This is a genomic window from Bradyrhizobium sp. WBOS08 (genome assembly GCF_024585125.1).
In the GTDB taxonomy this organism is placed as follows: Bacteria; Pseudomonadota; Alphaproteobacteria; order Rhizobiales; family Xanthobacteraceae; genus Bradyrhizobium; species Bradyrhizobium japonicum_B.
In genome coordinates, this window is the sequence record NZ_CP028988.1 from 2,412,991 (window position 1) to 2,427,994 (window position 15,004).

General features: G+C 64.2%; 14 protein-coding genes. 9 read left to right on the plus strand and 5 right to left on the minus strand.

All coding sequences use genetic code 11. The features are described 5' to 3' along the window. The first annotated feature begins 65 nt into the window (after nucleotides 1-65). The 4 genes from DCM80_RS11570 (at nucleotide 66) to DCM80_RS11585 (ending at nucleotide 2,846) form a co-directional block, all read left to right on the plus strand. Entirely contained in the window at nucleotides 66-464 is a 399-nt protein-coding gene (locus DCM80_RS11570) for a metallopeptidase family protein (RefSeq protein WP_257178906.1), read from the plus strand. A 259-nt stretch (nucleotides 465-723) separates the two neighbouring features. Further along, nucleotides 724-1,329 carry a 3-isopropylmalate dehydratase small subunit gene (leuD, locus tag DCM80_RS11575; protein WP_027573022.1) on the plus strand — a complete coding sequence of 202 codons (606 nt, stop codon included), beginning with the start codon at nucleotides 724-726 and terminating at the stop codon, nucleotides 1,327-1,329. Nucleotides 1,330-1,415: 86 nt separating this feature from the next. Beyond that, nucleotides 1,416-2,201: a capsular polysaccharide synthesis protein gene (locus DCM80_RS11580; RefSeq protein WP_257197072.1), complete on the plus strand. Its 786-nt coding sequence runs from the start codon at nucleotides 1,416-1,418 to the stop codon at nucleotides 2,199-2,201. A 225-nt stretch (nucleotides 2,202-2,426) separates the two neighbouring features. Continuing rightward, on the plus strand, nucleotides 2,427-2,846 hold the full coding sequence (locus tag DCM80_RS11585; RefSeq protein WP_257197073.1) for a hypothetical protein: 420 nt from the start codon (nucleotides 2,427-2,429) through the stop codon (nucleotides 2,844-2,846). Nucleotides 2,847-2,864: 18 nt separating this feature from the next. Here DCM80_RS11585 and DCM80_RS11590 read toward each other — a convergent pair whose 3' ends face one another. Together DCM80_RS11590 and DCM80_RS11595 are read right to left on the minus strand one after the other, a co-directional pair. After that, on the minus strand, nucleotides 2,865-4,346 hold the full coding sequence (locus DCM80_RS11590) for a tetratricopeptide repeat protein (RefSeq protein ID WP_257197074.1): 1,482 nt from the start codon (nucleotides 4,344-4,346) through the stop codon (nucleotides 2,865-2,867). A 158-nt stretch (nucleotides 4,347-4,504) separates the two neighbouring features. After that, complete coding sequence (locus DCM80_RS11595) at nucleotides 4,505-6,181, minus strand: PAS domain-containing methyl-accepting chemotaxis protein (RefSeq protein WP_257197075.1); 1,677 nt, start codon at nucleotides 6,179-6,181, stop codon at nucleotides 4,505-4,507. 509 nt (nucleotides 6,182-6,690) lie between these two features. Between DCM80_RS11595 and DCM80_RS11600 the strand changes: the two genes are divergently transcribed. Beyond that, nucleotides 6,691-7,629 (plus strand): AraC family transcriptional regulator, encoded by a 939-nt coding sequence (locus DCM80_RS11600; protein ID WP_257197077.1) that lies wholly within the window; start codon nucleotides 6,691-6,693, stop codon nucleotides 7,627-7,629. A gap of 38 nt (nucleotides 7,630-7,667) precedes the next feature. On the opposite strand, the gene DCM80_RS11605 is transcribed toward DCM80_RS11600, so the two are convergent. After that, entirely contained in the window at nucleotides 7,668-8,549 is an 882-nt protein-coding gene (locus DCM80_RS11605) for a CoA ester lyase (RefSeq protein ID WP_257197078.1), read from the minus strand. 111 nt (nucleotides 8,550-8,660) lie between these two features. Here DCM80_RS11605 and DCM80_RS11610 point away from each other — a divergent pair, with 111 nt between their 5' ends. After that, nucleotides 8,661-9,302 carry a carbonic anhydrase gene (locus DCM80_RS11610; protein WP_257179247.1) on the plus strand — a complete coding sequence of 214 codons (642 nt, stop codon included), beginning with the start codon at nucleotides 8,661-8,663 and terminating at the stop codon, nucleotides 9,300-9,302. 112 nt (nucleotides 9,303-9,414) lie between these two features. On the opposite strand, the gene DCM80_RS11615 is transcribed toward DCM80_RS11610, so the two are convergent. After that, complete coding sequence (locus DCM80_RS11615; protein ID WP_257179246.1) at nucleotides 9,415-10,449, minus strand: aspartate-semialdehyde dehydrogenase; 1,035 nt, start codon at nucleotides 10,447-10,449, stop codon at nucleotides 9,415-9,417. 117 nt (nucleotides 10,450-10,566) lie between these two features. Between DCM80_RS11615 and DCM80_RS11620 the strand changes: the two genes are divergently transcribed. Next, nucleotides 10,567-11,352, plus strand: coding sequence for a hypothetical protein (locus DCM80_RS11620; protein WP_257197079.1), 786 nt, complete (start codon nucleotides 10,567-10,569; stop codon nucleotides 11,350-11,352). A 156-nt stretch (nucleotides 11,353-11,508) separates the two neighbouring features. Continuing rightward, nucleotides 11,509-11,898 carry a hypothetical protein gene (locus DCM80_RS11625; RefSeq protein ID WP_028133320.1) on the plus strand — a complete coding sequence of 130 codons (390 nt, stop codon included), beginning with the start codon at nucleotides 11,509-11,511 and terminating at the stop codon, nucleotides 11,896-11,898. Between the two features lie 424 nt (nucleotides 11,899-12,322). Here the strand turns inward: DCM80_RS11625 and DCM80_RS11630 are convergent, their stop codons facing one another. Further along, nucleotides 12,323-13,651 (minus strand): MFS transporter, encoded by a 1,329-nt coding sequence (locus DCM80_RS11630; protein ID WP_257197081.1) that lies wholly within the window; start codon nucleotides 13,649-13,651, stop codon nucleotides 12,323-12,325. Between the two features lie 180 nt (nucleotides 13,652-13,831). Here DCM80_RS11630 and cyoA point away from each other — a divergent pair, with 180 nt between their 5' ends. Then, a complete protein-coding gene (gene cyoA, locus DCM80_RS11635) occupies nucleotides 13,832-14,992 on the plus strand; it encodes a ubiquinol oxidase subunit II (RefSeq protein WP_257197082.1) in 1,161 nt (386 codons plus the stop codon). Nucleotides 14,993-15,004: the final 12 nt, after the last annotated feature.

Here is a 15,004-nt window from a genome sequence, read left to right on the forward strand (position 1 = left end):
CCGTCAACCTCGCCGCGCTTATAAAGCGGGATGCATCGCCAAGAAACCCGCGCTAAGACAAGCCCATGTGGACGGAATTGAAAGCGCCCTCGCTGGCCGAGATGGAAGCGACCGCGCACGAGATTTTCGAGGGCCTGCCGGCGGAGTTTCGCGCCCTCTGCAAAGGCGTGATCATCCGCGTCGACGACTTCCCGACCGAGGAGGTCCTGGACGAGATGGACTGCGAGAGCGAGTTCGACCTGCTCGGCCTGTTCCAGGGCGTCGGCCTGCCGCAGCAGAGCCTCGGCGACGTGGCGCGGCTGCCCAACATGGTCTGGCTCTACCGCCGGCCGATCCTGGATTATTGGGCCGAGCACGACGAAAGCCTCGGTCACATCGTCCGCCACGTCCTGATCCACGAGATCGGCCACCATTTTGGTCTGTCGGACGGCGATATGGAAGCGATCGAGGCGCGGGCGGAGTGACGGGTGGTAGCCGCACTGAAGGTGCGCTCCCTCCCCCGCTTGCGGGGGAGGGTTGGGGAGAGGGTGTCGCTGCAACGGGACAATCCCCCAGAGGAGAGAACCCTCACCCCAGCCCTCTCCCGCAAGCGGGAGAGGGAGCGCACCTCCTCCGTGGCTTGACCCCGTCAAGCAAACTAGCCCTGCCGATTTCGGCCCTAGGATTCCCGCCCCGATCGCGATAAATACCCGTTCCTCCAGACCCACCCGGGAAAGCGCAACCATGGACAAGTTCACCACGCTGGAAGGCGTCGCGGCGCCGCTGAAGATCATCAATGTCGACACCGACATGATCATTCCGAAGCAGTACCTCAAGACCATCAAGCGGACCGGCCTTGGCAAGGGGCTCTTCTCCGAGCAGCGCTACAAGGACGACGGCAGCGAGAACCCGGACTTCGTGCTCAACCAGCCCGCCTATCGCAACGCGAAGGTGCTGGTGGCCGGCGACAATTTCGGCTGCGGCTCGAGCCGCGAGCACGCGCCCTGGGCGCTGCTCGACTTCGGCATCCGCTGCGTGATCTCGACCTCGTTCGGCGACATCTTCTACAACAACTGCTTCAAGAACGGCATCCTGCCGATCCGCGTCTCCCAGGAAGACCTCGACAAGCTGTTCGACGACGCCGAGCGCGGCGCCAACGCGACGCTGACGATCGACCTGCCGAACCAGGAGATCCGCGGCCCCGACGGCGGCAAGGTCAAGTTCGAGATCGATCCGTTCCGCAAGCACTGCCTGATCAACGGCCTCGACGACATCGGCCTCACCATGGAGAAGAAGGCCTCGATCGACTCTTACGAGGACAAGCTCAAGCGCGAACGCGCCTGGGCCTGAGATCGCTCTCTGCTTCGAGCCCCGGTGCGGTCAGCGCCGGGGCTTTTTCTTTTTCTTTGCCTTCGTTATCCCTATAGCTTCGCCGCATGCTGCCCGAGATCGTCACCTTCTGGCATGGCCCGATGGACGCACTGCGCCAGACCTGTCTGCGCTCGCAGCTCGCTGCCGGCCACAAGGTCACGGTCTACAGCTTTGATCCCATTCCCGGCCTGCCGGCGGGCGTCGCCAATGCGGAAGCCGAGGCGATCCTGCCGCACGCGTTCTCCGAACGGCTGCGGCCGCCGCAGCCGGACGGCAGCTGGCGCGACTGGACCATTCTGCAGTTCAGCGACTTCTTCCGCATGAAGCTGATGGCGAAGGGCCTCGGCCTCTGGCTCGATGCCGACGTGCTGCTGCTCAAGCCGGTGGAGATCGATCCGGCAAAGCCCTACTTCGCCTGGGAGCGGCCGCGCCAGCTCGGCAATTCCGTGATCTATCTGCCGCCCGGGCACGGCATCGTCGCCGCCTTCGAGGAGCTGATGGAGCAGGAGGAGCTGACGCCGGACTGGCTCTCCGTGCGCCACCGCGTCACCTTCATGATGCGCCGCCTGCGCGGCGGCTCCAATCGCCTCGCGGACATTCGCGTCGCGATCTACGGGCCCGCGGCACTGACCGCGCTGGCGCGCCGCACCGGCGAGCTGGCATGCGCGCTGCCGAAGCAATCGTTCTACGCCGTGCATGCCGAGCCGAAACTGTTCTTCGATCCCTCCAGCTATCTCGGCCTCGTCACCAACCCCGAGATCATCGGCCTGCACATCTCGCCCAAGGGCCGTGGCGGCGAAAAGCCGATTCCGGGCAGCCTGTATGCCTGGGCGACGGAGCGGTTTGCGTAGCTCTCGTGGCCCGGACGCAGCGCAGCGCTTCTTCAGCGGTGCGCTGCAGAGCCGGGGCCCAGCACAGCGGTGAGATGGGTCCCGGCTCTGCGCAGCAGCGTTGCACGCTGCAGCGCGTCCCGGACACGAGACCGCTTTTCACCACCCCCAATTTGATCCAGCGCAACGCGCCCCTGCAACATTGTGCTTAATTCGCTCCAATTCCGCCGTCCGAAGGAGCTTTCCATGAGCACCGCAAGCAGGCCTTATCCCATCGTCCAGGATCTCATCGAGTCCTTTGCCGACTGGTTGAAACACCGCCGCGAGATCAGCGAGATGCGTCAGCTCGATCGCGCCGATTTCGACCGGATCGCGAACGACTTGCGGATCGCGCCCGACGATCTCGAGGAGCTGGTCCGCCACGGCAAGCATTCTGCCGACGAGCTGCCCAAGATGCTGGAACAGCTCGGCATCAGCGCCGATGGCCTCGGCCGCGCGCAGCCGCTGCTGCTCCGCGACCTGGAGCGGGTGTGCTCGCTGTGCAACCACAAGGGACAGTGCGACCGCGATCTCGCCGACGGCACCGCCGCGGAGCATTACCACGACTATTGCGCCAATGCCTCGACCCTGGAGTCGCTCGAGCGCACCGACGTCGCGCCGCGCTGAGGCGCGTCGCGTAGGAACTTATTTGCCGGCGACGAAATAGAAGTCCTGCCGGCCAGAGATCGAGCCGTAGCTGAACGGCTTTTGCCTGCGGCCGGTTGCTTCCATGACGTCGTCGCGAACGAAGTCGAACAGCCTGCGGACTTCGAGGCCCGGCGTCGGAACGTTCTTGACGAAGGCGGCTGCGAACGGACTGTTGCTCCCGTCGCCGTCGAGCGCGGTCTCGCCATCCTTGGCGGCATAGACCACCAGCGTGCCCGCCTCCGGCTCGACGGGGGCGAGACCTCGCGACACCGAACGCGACGCGACGGTCATCGTGCGCTTCATCTGGGCTGCGAACGGATTATCCCGGCAGGCATCGAGGATGACGAGGCGCAGCTTCCTGGCGCGCTCCGCAGCATTGAGAACCTGATCGACCGGCACGGCTTCAAACGCGATTTCGCGATCCGCCGCGATCTTCGCATCCGTCGGGATGAGATAATTGATTCCGCCGACCTCCATGCCGTGTCCGGCATAATACACGACGGCCCAGTCCGCCGTCTCCGCACGTGCCGCGAACTCGCGCAAGGCATTCACCAGGGCATCCTTGCGCAGATCGGTCAGCAGCGTGACGGCTTCGAATCCGGTGAGCCTCAGCACGTCGGCGACGAGGCTTGCATCGCGCACGGGGTTTGGCAGGACGGCGACGTTTTCATAGGCCGCGTTGCCGATGACGAGAGCGATGCGGCGATCCGTGTTCGCAGCCCCGGGCACCGCGACAAGCGGAGCGACGCCGCTCTTCTCCACCAGGATCGTTGCCGGTCGCGGCGAAGGCAGGACGGCAAGCCGCTCCCGTGCCTTGTCCAGGGCCCATCTCGTGGCGGTATTTCTGAGGCCAAGCGTGGCGTTGAAGTCGGCCCTCGCATTGGCGAAATCGCCGCGCTTCTCGTAGACCAGTCCGCGGTTGAGATAGGCGTTCGCATAGGTGGAATCCGCGCGGATCGCTTCGGTGTAGTCGGCGATGGCACGATCGGTCTCCCCCTTGCGGCCATAGGCGTTGCCGCGGTTGAAATACGCGTTCGCATTGGTCGGCTGCAGGCGCACAGCTTCGGTATAGTCAGCGATGGCGCGATCGGTGTTGCCCTTGTTGCTGTAGGCATTGCCCCGGTTGTAATAGGCGTTCGCGTAGGTGGGATCGAGCCGGATCGTCGCCGAATAGTCCGCGATCGCACGCTCCGTATCGCCCTTGCTGCTGTAGGAATTGCCGCGATTGTAATAGGCATTCGCGTGCGCCGGATCGAGCCGGATCGTCGCGGTGTAGTCGGCTATGGCGCGGTCGGCATCGCCGTAGGCGGCATAAGCGTTTCCGCGGTTGTAATACGCGTTCGCGTCCCGGGAATCTCGCCGGATCGCCTCGGAAGCTGTGGCAATCGCAGCGTTCGACTCGGCTTTGACGCGGTCGTTGGCGGCTGCAGGCCCGGCGAGAACAAGAAGTGCAAGGCAATAAAGTAATTTGCGAAGCATATGAAAGCCCACGCGCGATATCGAGGACTGGGAGCGTTAATTAAGCGACGCAGATTTACCGAAGCAACCTCCCGGATTGTGTGATCTAAATCACAGGAATGCGGCCGCACCAGGCATCGGCGGCCGCAACTGCATCCTGGATATCCGTGGCGGCTTGATCAAGCCCGCGCCGCCATCGCGGCGGCTTCCGCCGCCGCGCGCTGCATGCTGGTCGACATCTCGTTCGTCACGGTGCTCTGCTCCTCGATCGCCGCGGCCGTCGACGTCACGTATTCGCTGACGTTGTTGATGGCCTGCTTGATCGCGCCGAGCGCGCTGACGACGTCGCCGGAGATGCCGTTGAGGCTGCCGATCTCCGCGCCGATCTTGTCGGTGGCCTGCTTGGCCTGGTTGGCGAGGCTCTTGACCTCCGAGGCGACCACCGCGAAGCCGCGGCCGGCTTCGCCCGCGCGCGCCGATTCGATCGTGGCGTTGAGCGCGAGCAGGTTGATCTGTCCGGTGATGTTGTTGATCAGCTCGACGATGCCGCTCATCGCCTGCGCGGCTTCCGTGAGGCGCTGCGCCTGCGCGTCCGCGGTGGCGACCTGATCCACCGCGCTCATCGCGGTCTCGCGCGATTTGGTCATCGCCTCGGAGATCTCCCGCACCGAGGCGTTGAGCTCCTCCGACCCCGCGGCGACCGATTCCATCATGCCGCGCACGCGCTCGTTGCCCATGCGGACCAACACCTGCCTGGTGACGTCGGTGGCGTATTTGACGACCTTGAACGGCTTGCCGTTGAGATCCATGATCGGATTGTAGGAGGCCTGGATGTAGACCTCCTTGCCGCCCTTGCCGATGCGCTTGTATTCGGCCGCCTGGTATTCGCCGCGGTTGAGCGCCGCCCAGAACTCGCGATAGGCGCTGCCGTCGCGCTCGCTGGGCTCGACGAACATGCTGTGATGATGGCCCTTGATCTCGGCCAGCGAATAGCCCAGCGCGCCGAGGAAGTTGGCGTTCGCGGTGATGATCGTGCCGTCCATGTTGAACTCGATCACGGCCTGGGCCTTGTCGATCGCCGCGATCTGGCCGGCGAGATCGGCGTTCTTCAGCTTCTCCGCGGTCACGTCGGTCGCGAACTTGACGACGCCGAAGGGCTTGCCGGTCTCGTCGAGCAGCGGGTTGTAGGAGGCGAGGATCCAGATCTCGCGGCCGCCCTTGCCGATGCGCTTGAACTCGCCGGACTGGTATCCGCCGCGGTTGAGCTTGGCCCAGAACTCGCGATAGGCGGCGCCGTTGCGCTCGGCCTCGGCGACGAACAGGCTGTGGTGCTTGCCCTCGATCTCGGACAACGAATAGCCGAGCGCCTTGCAGAAATTCTCGTTGGCACTGACGATGGTACCGTCGAGCCTGAACTCGATCACGGCCTGGGCGCGGCCGATGGCGGCGATCTTCGAAGCATCCGTCATGCTGCGGATCTTCTTCGCGGTGATGTCGGTCGCGATCTTGGCGACCATCACCGTCTTGCCGTTGCCGTCGAGCACCGGATTGTAGGATGCCTCGATCCAGACCTCGCGGCCATCCTTCGCGATCCGCTTGAATTCCCGCGCCTGATACTCGCCACGGTTCAATCCGGCCCAGAACGCCTTGTACTCGGCGCTGTCGCGCTGGTCGGCCGGCACGAACATGGAATGATGCTTGCCCTGGATCTCGTCGAGCCGATAGCCGAGGGCGTCGAGGAAGTTCTTGTTGGCCGTGACGATCGTGCCATCAAGGTTGAACTCGATCATGGCCTGCGAGCGGCCGATCGCATCAATCCGGGCTTGGGCATCGGGGCGGGTTTTACGGCCGAACATTTTGATAGCTCCGAAATTGATGCTCGTCTGCAGCGCGTGCGCGTGCAGACCGTTGCAATATTCATGATCTGACTCGGAATCCCGTGCGGACAATCGTTCGTCCGCTCCGCGACCCCGCACCATGCAGGAGGTATACGAATCGAATTATCAGAGTATTTGTCCGATCGAAGACACAATGGCCGGATTCTGCCAGTGCGATTAACCGGCCGGAGACATCCGGAGCCTTGCTGACACGCCGAGGCCTTGAATTGCGAACGCCGGCCTAAGATCGCTATCGGTATTCGGCAACGATGTGCATCGATCAATCATCCTTCCCTGCGCGACCGGGCATGTGCACAGGTCCAGACAATTTGTCGCATCCGATGCAAGTGCGCGCTCCAGGAAGACTCAAGCTGCGCCTGGCGACATCGATGCAATTTCCAATTGGTAGCGCCCGAATGGCGATGCACTAACTTCTCTCGTCAGAGGTTTCTGATTTGGGCTCCGTTTCTTTTCTCGACCGGTATCCATTGCTTCAGTCCCGCGACAGCGAGTTCGCACGCGACCGGCTGTTCGCCACGTATGGCGCCGACCGCTTCGAAAAGCATGGCGGTGAGTTCGGCATCCAGGCCAACTTTGCCCGCTTGCAATCGATCGGTATCGCCTTCTGCGCGTATGAAGGTGCAGCGTCGCTGTCCTTTCCCGAATCCTCGATCCTCCGCCAGTTCTTCTCCATTCAGGGTGCCGCGACTTTCAGGACCAAAGGACAGGGCCGGCCGATCTCGGCTTGGAGTCCGATCGTCTCCGGCGAAGCCAGGCTGGATCTCGACTTTGCGCCGGGCTACCGCCAGCTGGTGCTGAGAATGGAGGCCGACGCACTCGAGCGTTTGCTGAAGGGAATGCTCGGCGACAGCAGCGACGCGACACTGCGTTTCACGGAAGACGAAGCGGATCCGGCGGCAATGACGCAGGTGCGTCAGGACGTCTTCAGGTTTGCCGATGAGCTTGAGAAGTTCGGACGGGATTACTCGCCCATCGCCATCGCCGAGCTCGAGCGGGCGCTGATGGTCCGAGTCCTTCTGGCGCACCAGCACAATTTTACCGACCGGCTGCTGCGCCCCGTACCAGGCGCCAACCGGTCCGTCGTCGACATCGTGGAATCCTATATCGAGGCGCATTGGGACGAGCCTCTCGACCTGGAGAAGCTCGCGAGGATTGCCAATGTGAGCGTGCGGACGATTTTCCGCGAGTTCTCCGATGCCGGACGGGGATCACCCGGCCAGTGCGCGAGGCGTTTCAGGATCCAGCGGGCCGCGGAGCTGTTGCGGCGGCCCGACGAGCAGACCAGCGTCGTTGCCGTGGCGTTCAGATGCGGCTTCCAGAATCTCGGCCGCTTCGCCTCGGAATATCGGCAAGCCGTCGGCGAGCTGCCGTCCGAAACGCTGAGGAATGCGAGAAGACGGCAGTGACGCGGCGACGCTGCCGCTGAATTCGCAGCGAAGCCGCCTCAACCCTTCCCCATCGCAGCGATCGCGTCCGCGATGGCGATCGTGCGCCTGGCCATGTCGGCGTGCAGGCGCTCCACCATCGCACCATCGAGGCGGATCGCGCCGCGCGAGGCGTTCTCCGGCAGCTCGAACGCCGCGATGATTTTTCGCGCGCGCGCAACCTCCTCCTCGGGCGGGGTGAAGATCGCGTTGCAGGCGTCGATCTGCGAAGGATGGATCAGGGTCTTGCCGTCGAAGCCGAGATCGCGGGCTTGCGCGCATTCGGTGGCGAAGCCGTCGGGGTTGGCGATGTCGCTGTAGGGGCCGTCGAGGATCTCGAGGCCGTGAGCGCGCGTCGCCAGGATGCAATGCGTGATCATCGGAAGCATCGCGGCGCGGCCGGGCAGCATCCTGATCCGCGTCTCGCGCGAGATGTCGTTGGGGCCGAACACGAAGCCGGAGAGACGCCGCGACGGATCGCGCCCGGCCTCGGCCAGCTCCTCCGCATGCAGCACGGCGCGCGCGGTCTCGATCATGGCCCAGACCTTCACCGTCGGCGCGGCGCCAAGCTCGGTGAGGCGGAGGCCGATGGTGTCGAGATCCTCGATGCTTGAAACTTTTGGAACCAGAATGCCGTCAGGCGAGGCCTTGGCGGCCATGGCGACGTCGTCGGCCCACCAGGGCGTATCGAGGCCGTTGGTCCGGATCAGGATCTCGCGCTTGCCAAAACCCTTGGCTGCGATCGCGGCGGCGATGCCGTCGCGCGCCATGGCCTTGGCGTCGGGGGCAACGGAATCTTCCAGGTCCAGGATCAGGCCGTCGGCGGCGAGGTGACGCGCCTTTTCCAGCGCACGAGGATTGGAGCCGGGCATGAACAGATGGCTGCGGCGCGGGCGGGTCATGCGTGCGTTCCTTCCGGTTTCCTCGAACCTATTGTGGCCGGAGCCGATAGCATCTGGCCTGCTCATTCGAAAGGCTTGTTCGCTCCAGCGGTATATGATTAGGCATAGGCCATGATGACATTCCCGAAGCATTTGCTGGAAGGCTACAAGGCCTTCGCCACCCAGCGGCTGCCGACCGAGCAGAGCCGCTATCGCGAGCTGTCGGTAAAGGGGCAGTTCCCGGAAGTGATGGTGATCGGCTGCTGCGACAGCCGCGTCTCGCCCGAGGTGATCTTCGACGTCGGGCCGGGCGAATTGTTCGTCGTCCGCAACATCGCCAATTTGGTGCCGGTGTATCAGCCCGACGGCGCCGCCCACGGCGTCTCGGCGGCGCTGGAATATGCCGTGACGGTGCTGAAGGTGAAGCACATCGTCATCCTCGGCCACGCGCAATGCGGCGGCATCCGCGCCTTCGTCGACAAGATCGAGCCGCTGACGCCGGGCGACTTCATCGGCAAATGGATGCAGATGTTCATCAAGCCCGGCGAGGTGGTGGAGCAGCGCGACCACGAAACCATGGCGCAGTTCGTCGAGCGGATCGAGAAGGCCGCGGTGTTCCGCAGCCTGGAAAACCTGATGACCTTCCCGTTCGTGCGCAAGGCCGTGGAATCAGGCCAGATGCAGACCCACGGCGCCTATTTCGGCGTCGCGGAGGGATCGCTGTTCGTGCTCGACAAGGTCGCGAAGGAATTCAAGAACGCGAATGGTGAGTGACGCCGTCGTAGGGTAGGCAAAGCGGCAGCGTGCCCACCAATTCTTTCCTATAGCAAAGAGATGTTGGGCACGGCGCGCGAAGAGCGCGCCTTTGCCCACCCTACCGGCAGCGTCAGGCCGCCTGCTTCTTCGCGCTGATCAGCTTGCGGTTGATCAGCACTTCCGCGATCTGGATCGCGTTGAGCGCCGCGCCCTTGCGCAAGTTGTCGGACACGCACCACAGCACGAGGCCGTTCTCCACGGTGGCGTCCTCGCGGATGCGGCTGATGTAGGTGGCGTCCTCGCCGGCGGCCTCATACGGCGTGGCGTAGCCGCCGGGCTCCTGCTTGTCGATGACGAGGCAGCCGGGCGCCTTGCGCAGGATCTCGCGGGCCTCGTCGGCGCTGATCGGATTCTCGAACTCGATGTTGACGGCCTCGGAATGGCCGACGAAGACCGGCACGCGCACGCAGGTGGCGGTGAGCTTGATCTTGGGATCAAGAATCTTCTTTGTCTCCGCCATCATCTTCCACTCTTCCTTGGTGTAGCCGTCCTCCATGAAGACGTCGATGTGGGGGATGACGTTGAAGGCGATGCGCTTGGGGAATTTCTTCGCGACCAGTTCGTCGTTGGTGTAGACGGCCTTGGTCTGCGAGAACAATTCGTCCATCGCGTCCTTGCCGGCGCCCGAGACCGATTGATAGGTCGAGACCACGACGCGCTTGATGGTCGCCTTGTCGTGCAGCGGCTTCAGCGCCACAACGAGCTGGGCGGTCGAGCAGTTCGGGTTGGCGATGATGTTCTTCTTCTTGAAGCCTTCGGTCGCGGCCGCGTTGACCTCGGGCACGATCAGCGGCACGTCCGGATCCATGCGCCAGGCCGAGGAATTGTCGATCACCACAGCGCCGGCGGCGCCGATCTTCGGCGACCATTCCTTCGACACCGCGCCGCCCGCCGACATCAGGCAGATGTCGACGTCGGAGAAGTCGTAATGCTCGAGCGCTTTGACCTTCAGGGTGCGGTCGCCATAGGAGACCTCGACGCCCATGCTGCGCCGTGAGGCCAGGGCCACGACCTCGTCCGCGGGGAATTTGCGCTCATCCAGGATGTTGAGCATTTCCCGTCCGACATTGCCGGTCGCGCCGACGATAGCGACTTTGTAACCCATCGTTCACTCTCCGGTGAAAAAGCCCGTTCCCGAAGCTGACGCTTAAACAGGAAGAGCAGCGCTTCTATGCGAGAACCGGCCTCAAGACAACGTTAAGACCATGCCTTAGGGACGTGGATGCAGTCGCCCGAGGCCAGCACGGCCGCAATCTCGACCCGGACCAGCCTCCATCTGGCGCTGGCGGCGTTCGCCGACGAGGTCGTCGGCACGCTGGCGCGGCTGATCGCCTATGTGGGGGCGCTCGCGCTCTTTGCCATCCTTGGCCTTGCGGCGCTCGGCCAGCTGCCGGATCTGCGCGACGACGAGCTGGCGCCGAAACCCAGCTGGAGCGTGGCCGACCGCTCGCAGCCGGCCTTCGCCCTCAGCCGGCTTGATTCGTCAGAGAAAACAGCCTCTTACACCATCCTTCGACATCCCGAAGGGGGCCGCCGCGACGTCATGCGCTGGACCGGCGCGGCAGACAAGGTGTTGGCCGAGCTCGAGATTTACCGGGAGGGCGGCGAATTCGACGTGACCCGTCCTGCAGCAATGGACCTTGCCGTCCAAATGGGGTTGGACGCGGCAACCTCGCTTGAGCAGGCCGGCCTGATCGAGACGAAATTCGGCCCCGTAGCGCTGTTCCGGCCGACCGGCACGACGCCATCATGCCTCGGCTACCTCAAGCGCAGCGAGGAGCCCGCCTTGCAGATCTCCGGCTTCTCCTGCCAGGGCGACACCCTGCCCGCCCGGCGCGCCGCCATCGCCTGCACGCTGAACCGGCTGACGCTGTTGACCTCCAGCAACGAGCCGAAGCTGGCGGGCCTGTTCGCCCGGGCCGAGCTGAAGCGCCGGGCTTGCGACCTCCAGGGCTCGCCGGACTGGCTGCTGGGCGCCGCGAATGCGCAATTGCGCGGGGCGCTTTGAGCAGCATCAATCCCAAGTAGCTGGTATTGATGAAACTTTTGCCGGCGCCCACGATTATTCCGCGCCGGTGTGACCCAATAGACCTAGTTGCGCTGACCCCGGCCGGGCTAGTATGGGGTGAAATCGACTGGCGGTGCGCCGCTTGAAGGGGACGTGATGAGCTCGAAATTCTCTGCCAAATTGGCGACCTTGTTTGCTGCGGGCGCCGTGATTGCGATGTCCTCTGCCGTGTTCCTGGCGACGCCGGCCTCGGCCGACAATAAGACCAAGCGCTATGACGAGCGCGGCCGCCACTATTACGGCCCGAGCGGTCCCAACGCCGTCTACCAGCAGGGCCGCACCCGCATCTATGTCAGCAAGCGCTCCTGGCTCGACGGCGGCACCGAGGTCAATCCGGGCGACCGCAAGTACAGTGACTACGCCTTCCCGCCGGCCGTCGGCTACCCGTCCTTCGCCCGCGAGAATCTCAACCGCCCGATCGACCGCCAGCCGCTCTCGCCGCCGCAGGATGTCGGCGGCTATCCGCAGAATTTCCCGCTGTACTGAGCGACGGATTCTTCTCGAATCAAAATGGCCGGGCGAGAGCCCGGCCATTTTTGTTTGGGAAGGCGCGTAGAGCCTGTGAGCCATTTGGGCATTTGACATCAAAGTGGGGTGAGCGCCGGTCCCGTTGATGTCAGGACATCGGTATCGGATGTCGGGTATAGCTGTGCTGCCTATGCTTTTGCGAGCCGGTGTGGGGCGCGGTTCCTACGTCGGTGCTCAAGGCACAGGTGGGCAAGGCTGCTCCCGGCGGATCGGCCCGCACGGCCAGTCTACTCCAAAAGGCCGTCTCGAACCTCTCAAGGGTACAGGGTGGGCAAAGCGAAGCGTGCCCACCTTTTTATCAATCATCGAGAAATCGTGGGCACGGCGCTTAGGCGCCTTTGCCCACCCTACGAGACCTTGCGATGCGGCTACTGCGTAAGCCTCAACGCCCCGTGTCCATGTCGCCCTTCTCGCGCTGGCCGCTGAGCCAGAGTGCCAGCAGGGTCCAGAACGCGCCGGAGAGCAGATACGCACCCGATGCGATGACGCCGAGATTGGTGGCGAGCAGCAACGCGACCAGCGGCGCGAAGCCGGCGCCGAACAGCCAGGCCATGTCCGAGGTCAACGCCGAGGCGGTGTAGCGATAGGCCTGCTTGAAGTTCGAGGCGATCGCACCGGAGGACTGGCCGAAGGACAGGCCGAGCAGGATGAAGCCTATCACCATGTAGATCGTCTCGCCGAACGCGCCGGCGTCGAGCAGCTGCGGGGCAAAGCCGCTATAGATCGCGATCGCGATCGCCGATCCCATCAAGAGCGACTTGCGCCCGACGCGGTCGGCGATGATGCCCGAGGCCACGATCGCGCCGACGCCGAACACGGCGGCGACGATCTCGATGATCAGGAAGCGCACCGGGCTCTCGTGGGTGAACAGGAACACCCAGGACAGTGGAAACACCGTGACCATGTGAAACAGCGCGAAACTCGCGAGCGGCGCGAACGCGCCGAGCATGATGGTCTGGCCTTCGCGCGCGACCGTCTCGGAGATGCGCGCCGGCTGCAATTCCCGCGTTTCGAACAGCGTGGCATATTCCTCCGTCGTCACCATGCGCAGGCGCGCGAACAGCGCCACCACGTTGATGGCAAAGGCAACGAAGAACGGATAGCGCCAGCCCCAGTCGAAGAAATCGTCGGCCGACAGATTGCCGGCGAAATAGGCGAACAGCGCGCTCGCCACGATCAGTCCGAGCGGAGCGCCGAGCTGCGGCACCATCGCGTACCAGCCGCGCTTGGAGGGCGGTGCGTTCAGCGCCAGCAGCGAGGCCATGCCGTCCCAGGCGCCGCCCCAGGCGAGGCCCTGCGCGATGCGCGCCAGTGCCAGCAGCCAGATCGCGGCACCACCGATCTCGTGATAGCCGGGCAGGAATGCCAGCGCGACGGTCGCGGTGCCGAGCAGGAACAGCGCCGAGATCAGCTTGGCGGTCTTGCCGTAGGCACGGTCGACCGTCATGAAAATGACGGTGCCGATCGGACGCGCCATGAAGGCCAGCGCGAAGATCATGAAGGAATAGAGGGTGCCGGTCAGCTCGCTCGCGAACGGGAATACCAGGCGCGGGAATACGATCACCGAGGCGATCGCGAAAACGAAGAAGTCGAAGAATTCCGAGGTGCGGCCGATGATGACGCCGATGGCGATCTCGCCGGGGCTGGCCTGGTCATGGCCATGCTCGCCCGTGTGGAGGTCTGCCATTGCGGGGGTCTGTGCCGTCGCCATGCGTGCGCCCTTAACGTCCTGAAAACCAAAGCCGACCGCCCGGCGGGCGCCGGGCAATCTGGCCCTGTCTGACCCAACATCCCGCACTGCAACATTGGACAAATTGTCCAATGTCCGGATTGTTGCGCCGCAGCTACCCGTTGGTCCCGCAAAAGAAACTCATTCTCAAAGGCTCGGCCCGTGTCTCGTCTCAAGATCCTGGCGCTACTACCTCTGGCTGCTGCACTCAGCGGCTGCGACTACGTCGTGTTGGCGCCGGCCGGCGATATCGCAGCCCAACAGCGCGACCTCGTCGTCATCTCCACCGTCCTGATGCTCCTGATCGTCCTTCCGGTGATGGCGCTGACCGTGTTGTTCGCTTGGCGCTATCGCCAGTCCAACACCGCGGCCCGCTACGAGCCGGAGTGGGATCACTCGACCGCCCTCGAGCTCGTGATCTGGTCGGCGCCGCTCTTGATCATCGTTTGCCTGGGGGCGCTGACCTGGATGGGCACGCATCTGCTCGACCCCTATCGCACGCTCGGCCGCATCCATGCCGACCGCGCCGTGGACCAGTCCAAGGCTCCGCTCGAGGTCGACGTCGTCGCGCTCGACTGGAAATGGCTGTTCATTTACCCGGACTACGGCATCGCCACCGTCAACGAGCTCGCAGCTCCCGTCGATCGCCCGATCACCTTCCGCATCACGGCGTCCTCGGTGATGAACTCGTTCTACATCCCCGCGCTCGCCGGCCAGATCTACGCGATGCCGGGCATGGAGACCAAGCTCCACGCCGTGGTGAACCATGCCGGCACGTATAAGGGCTTCTCGGCGAACTACAGCGGCGCCGGTTTCTCCGGCATGCACTTCAACTTCCGGGGCCTCAACGACAAGGGCTTTGACGCCTGGATCGCGCAGGCCAAATCCGCCGGCGGCTCGCTCGGCCGCGCCGAATATCTCCAGCTCGAGAAGCCCAGCCAGAACGAACCGGTGCGGCGCTGGGGCGCCGTCGATGCCGATCTCTACCGCCTGATCCTCAACATGTGCGTCGAGACCGGCAAGATGTGCCAGAGCGAGATGATGGCGATCGACGCCAAGGGCGGCGCCGGTCATCAGGGCCTGAACAACACCCTGCCGCTGGCCTACGACAAGTATGCCCGCCGCGGCACCGCACTTGGGCCCGAGCCGAGCTTCGTCGCCGGCACCTGCACGCCGGATGCGCCGCAGGGCAGGACCACCGCGTCCATCACGGCTCCCGTCGACACCGCGCCGCTGCTCGGCGCCGGCCTGAAGCGGCCCTCGTTCACGCCGCTGAAGTCCTCGTCCTTCTTCCTCGGACAGCGTCCGAAGTCCGACTCCTGAAGTCAGATTCCT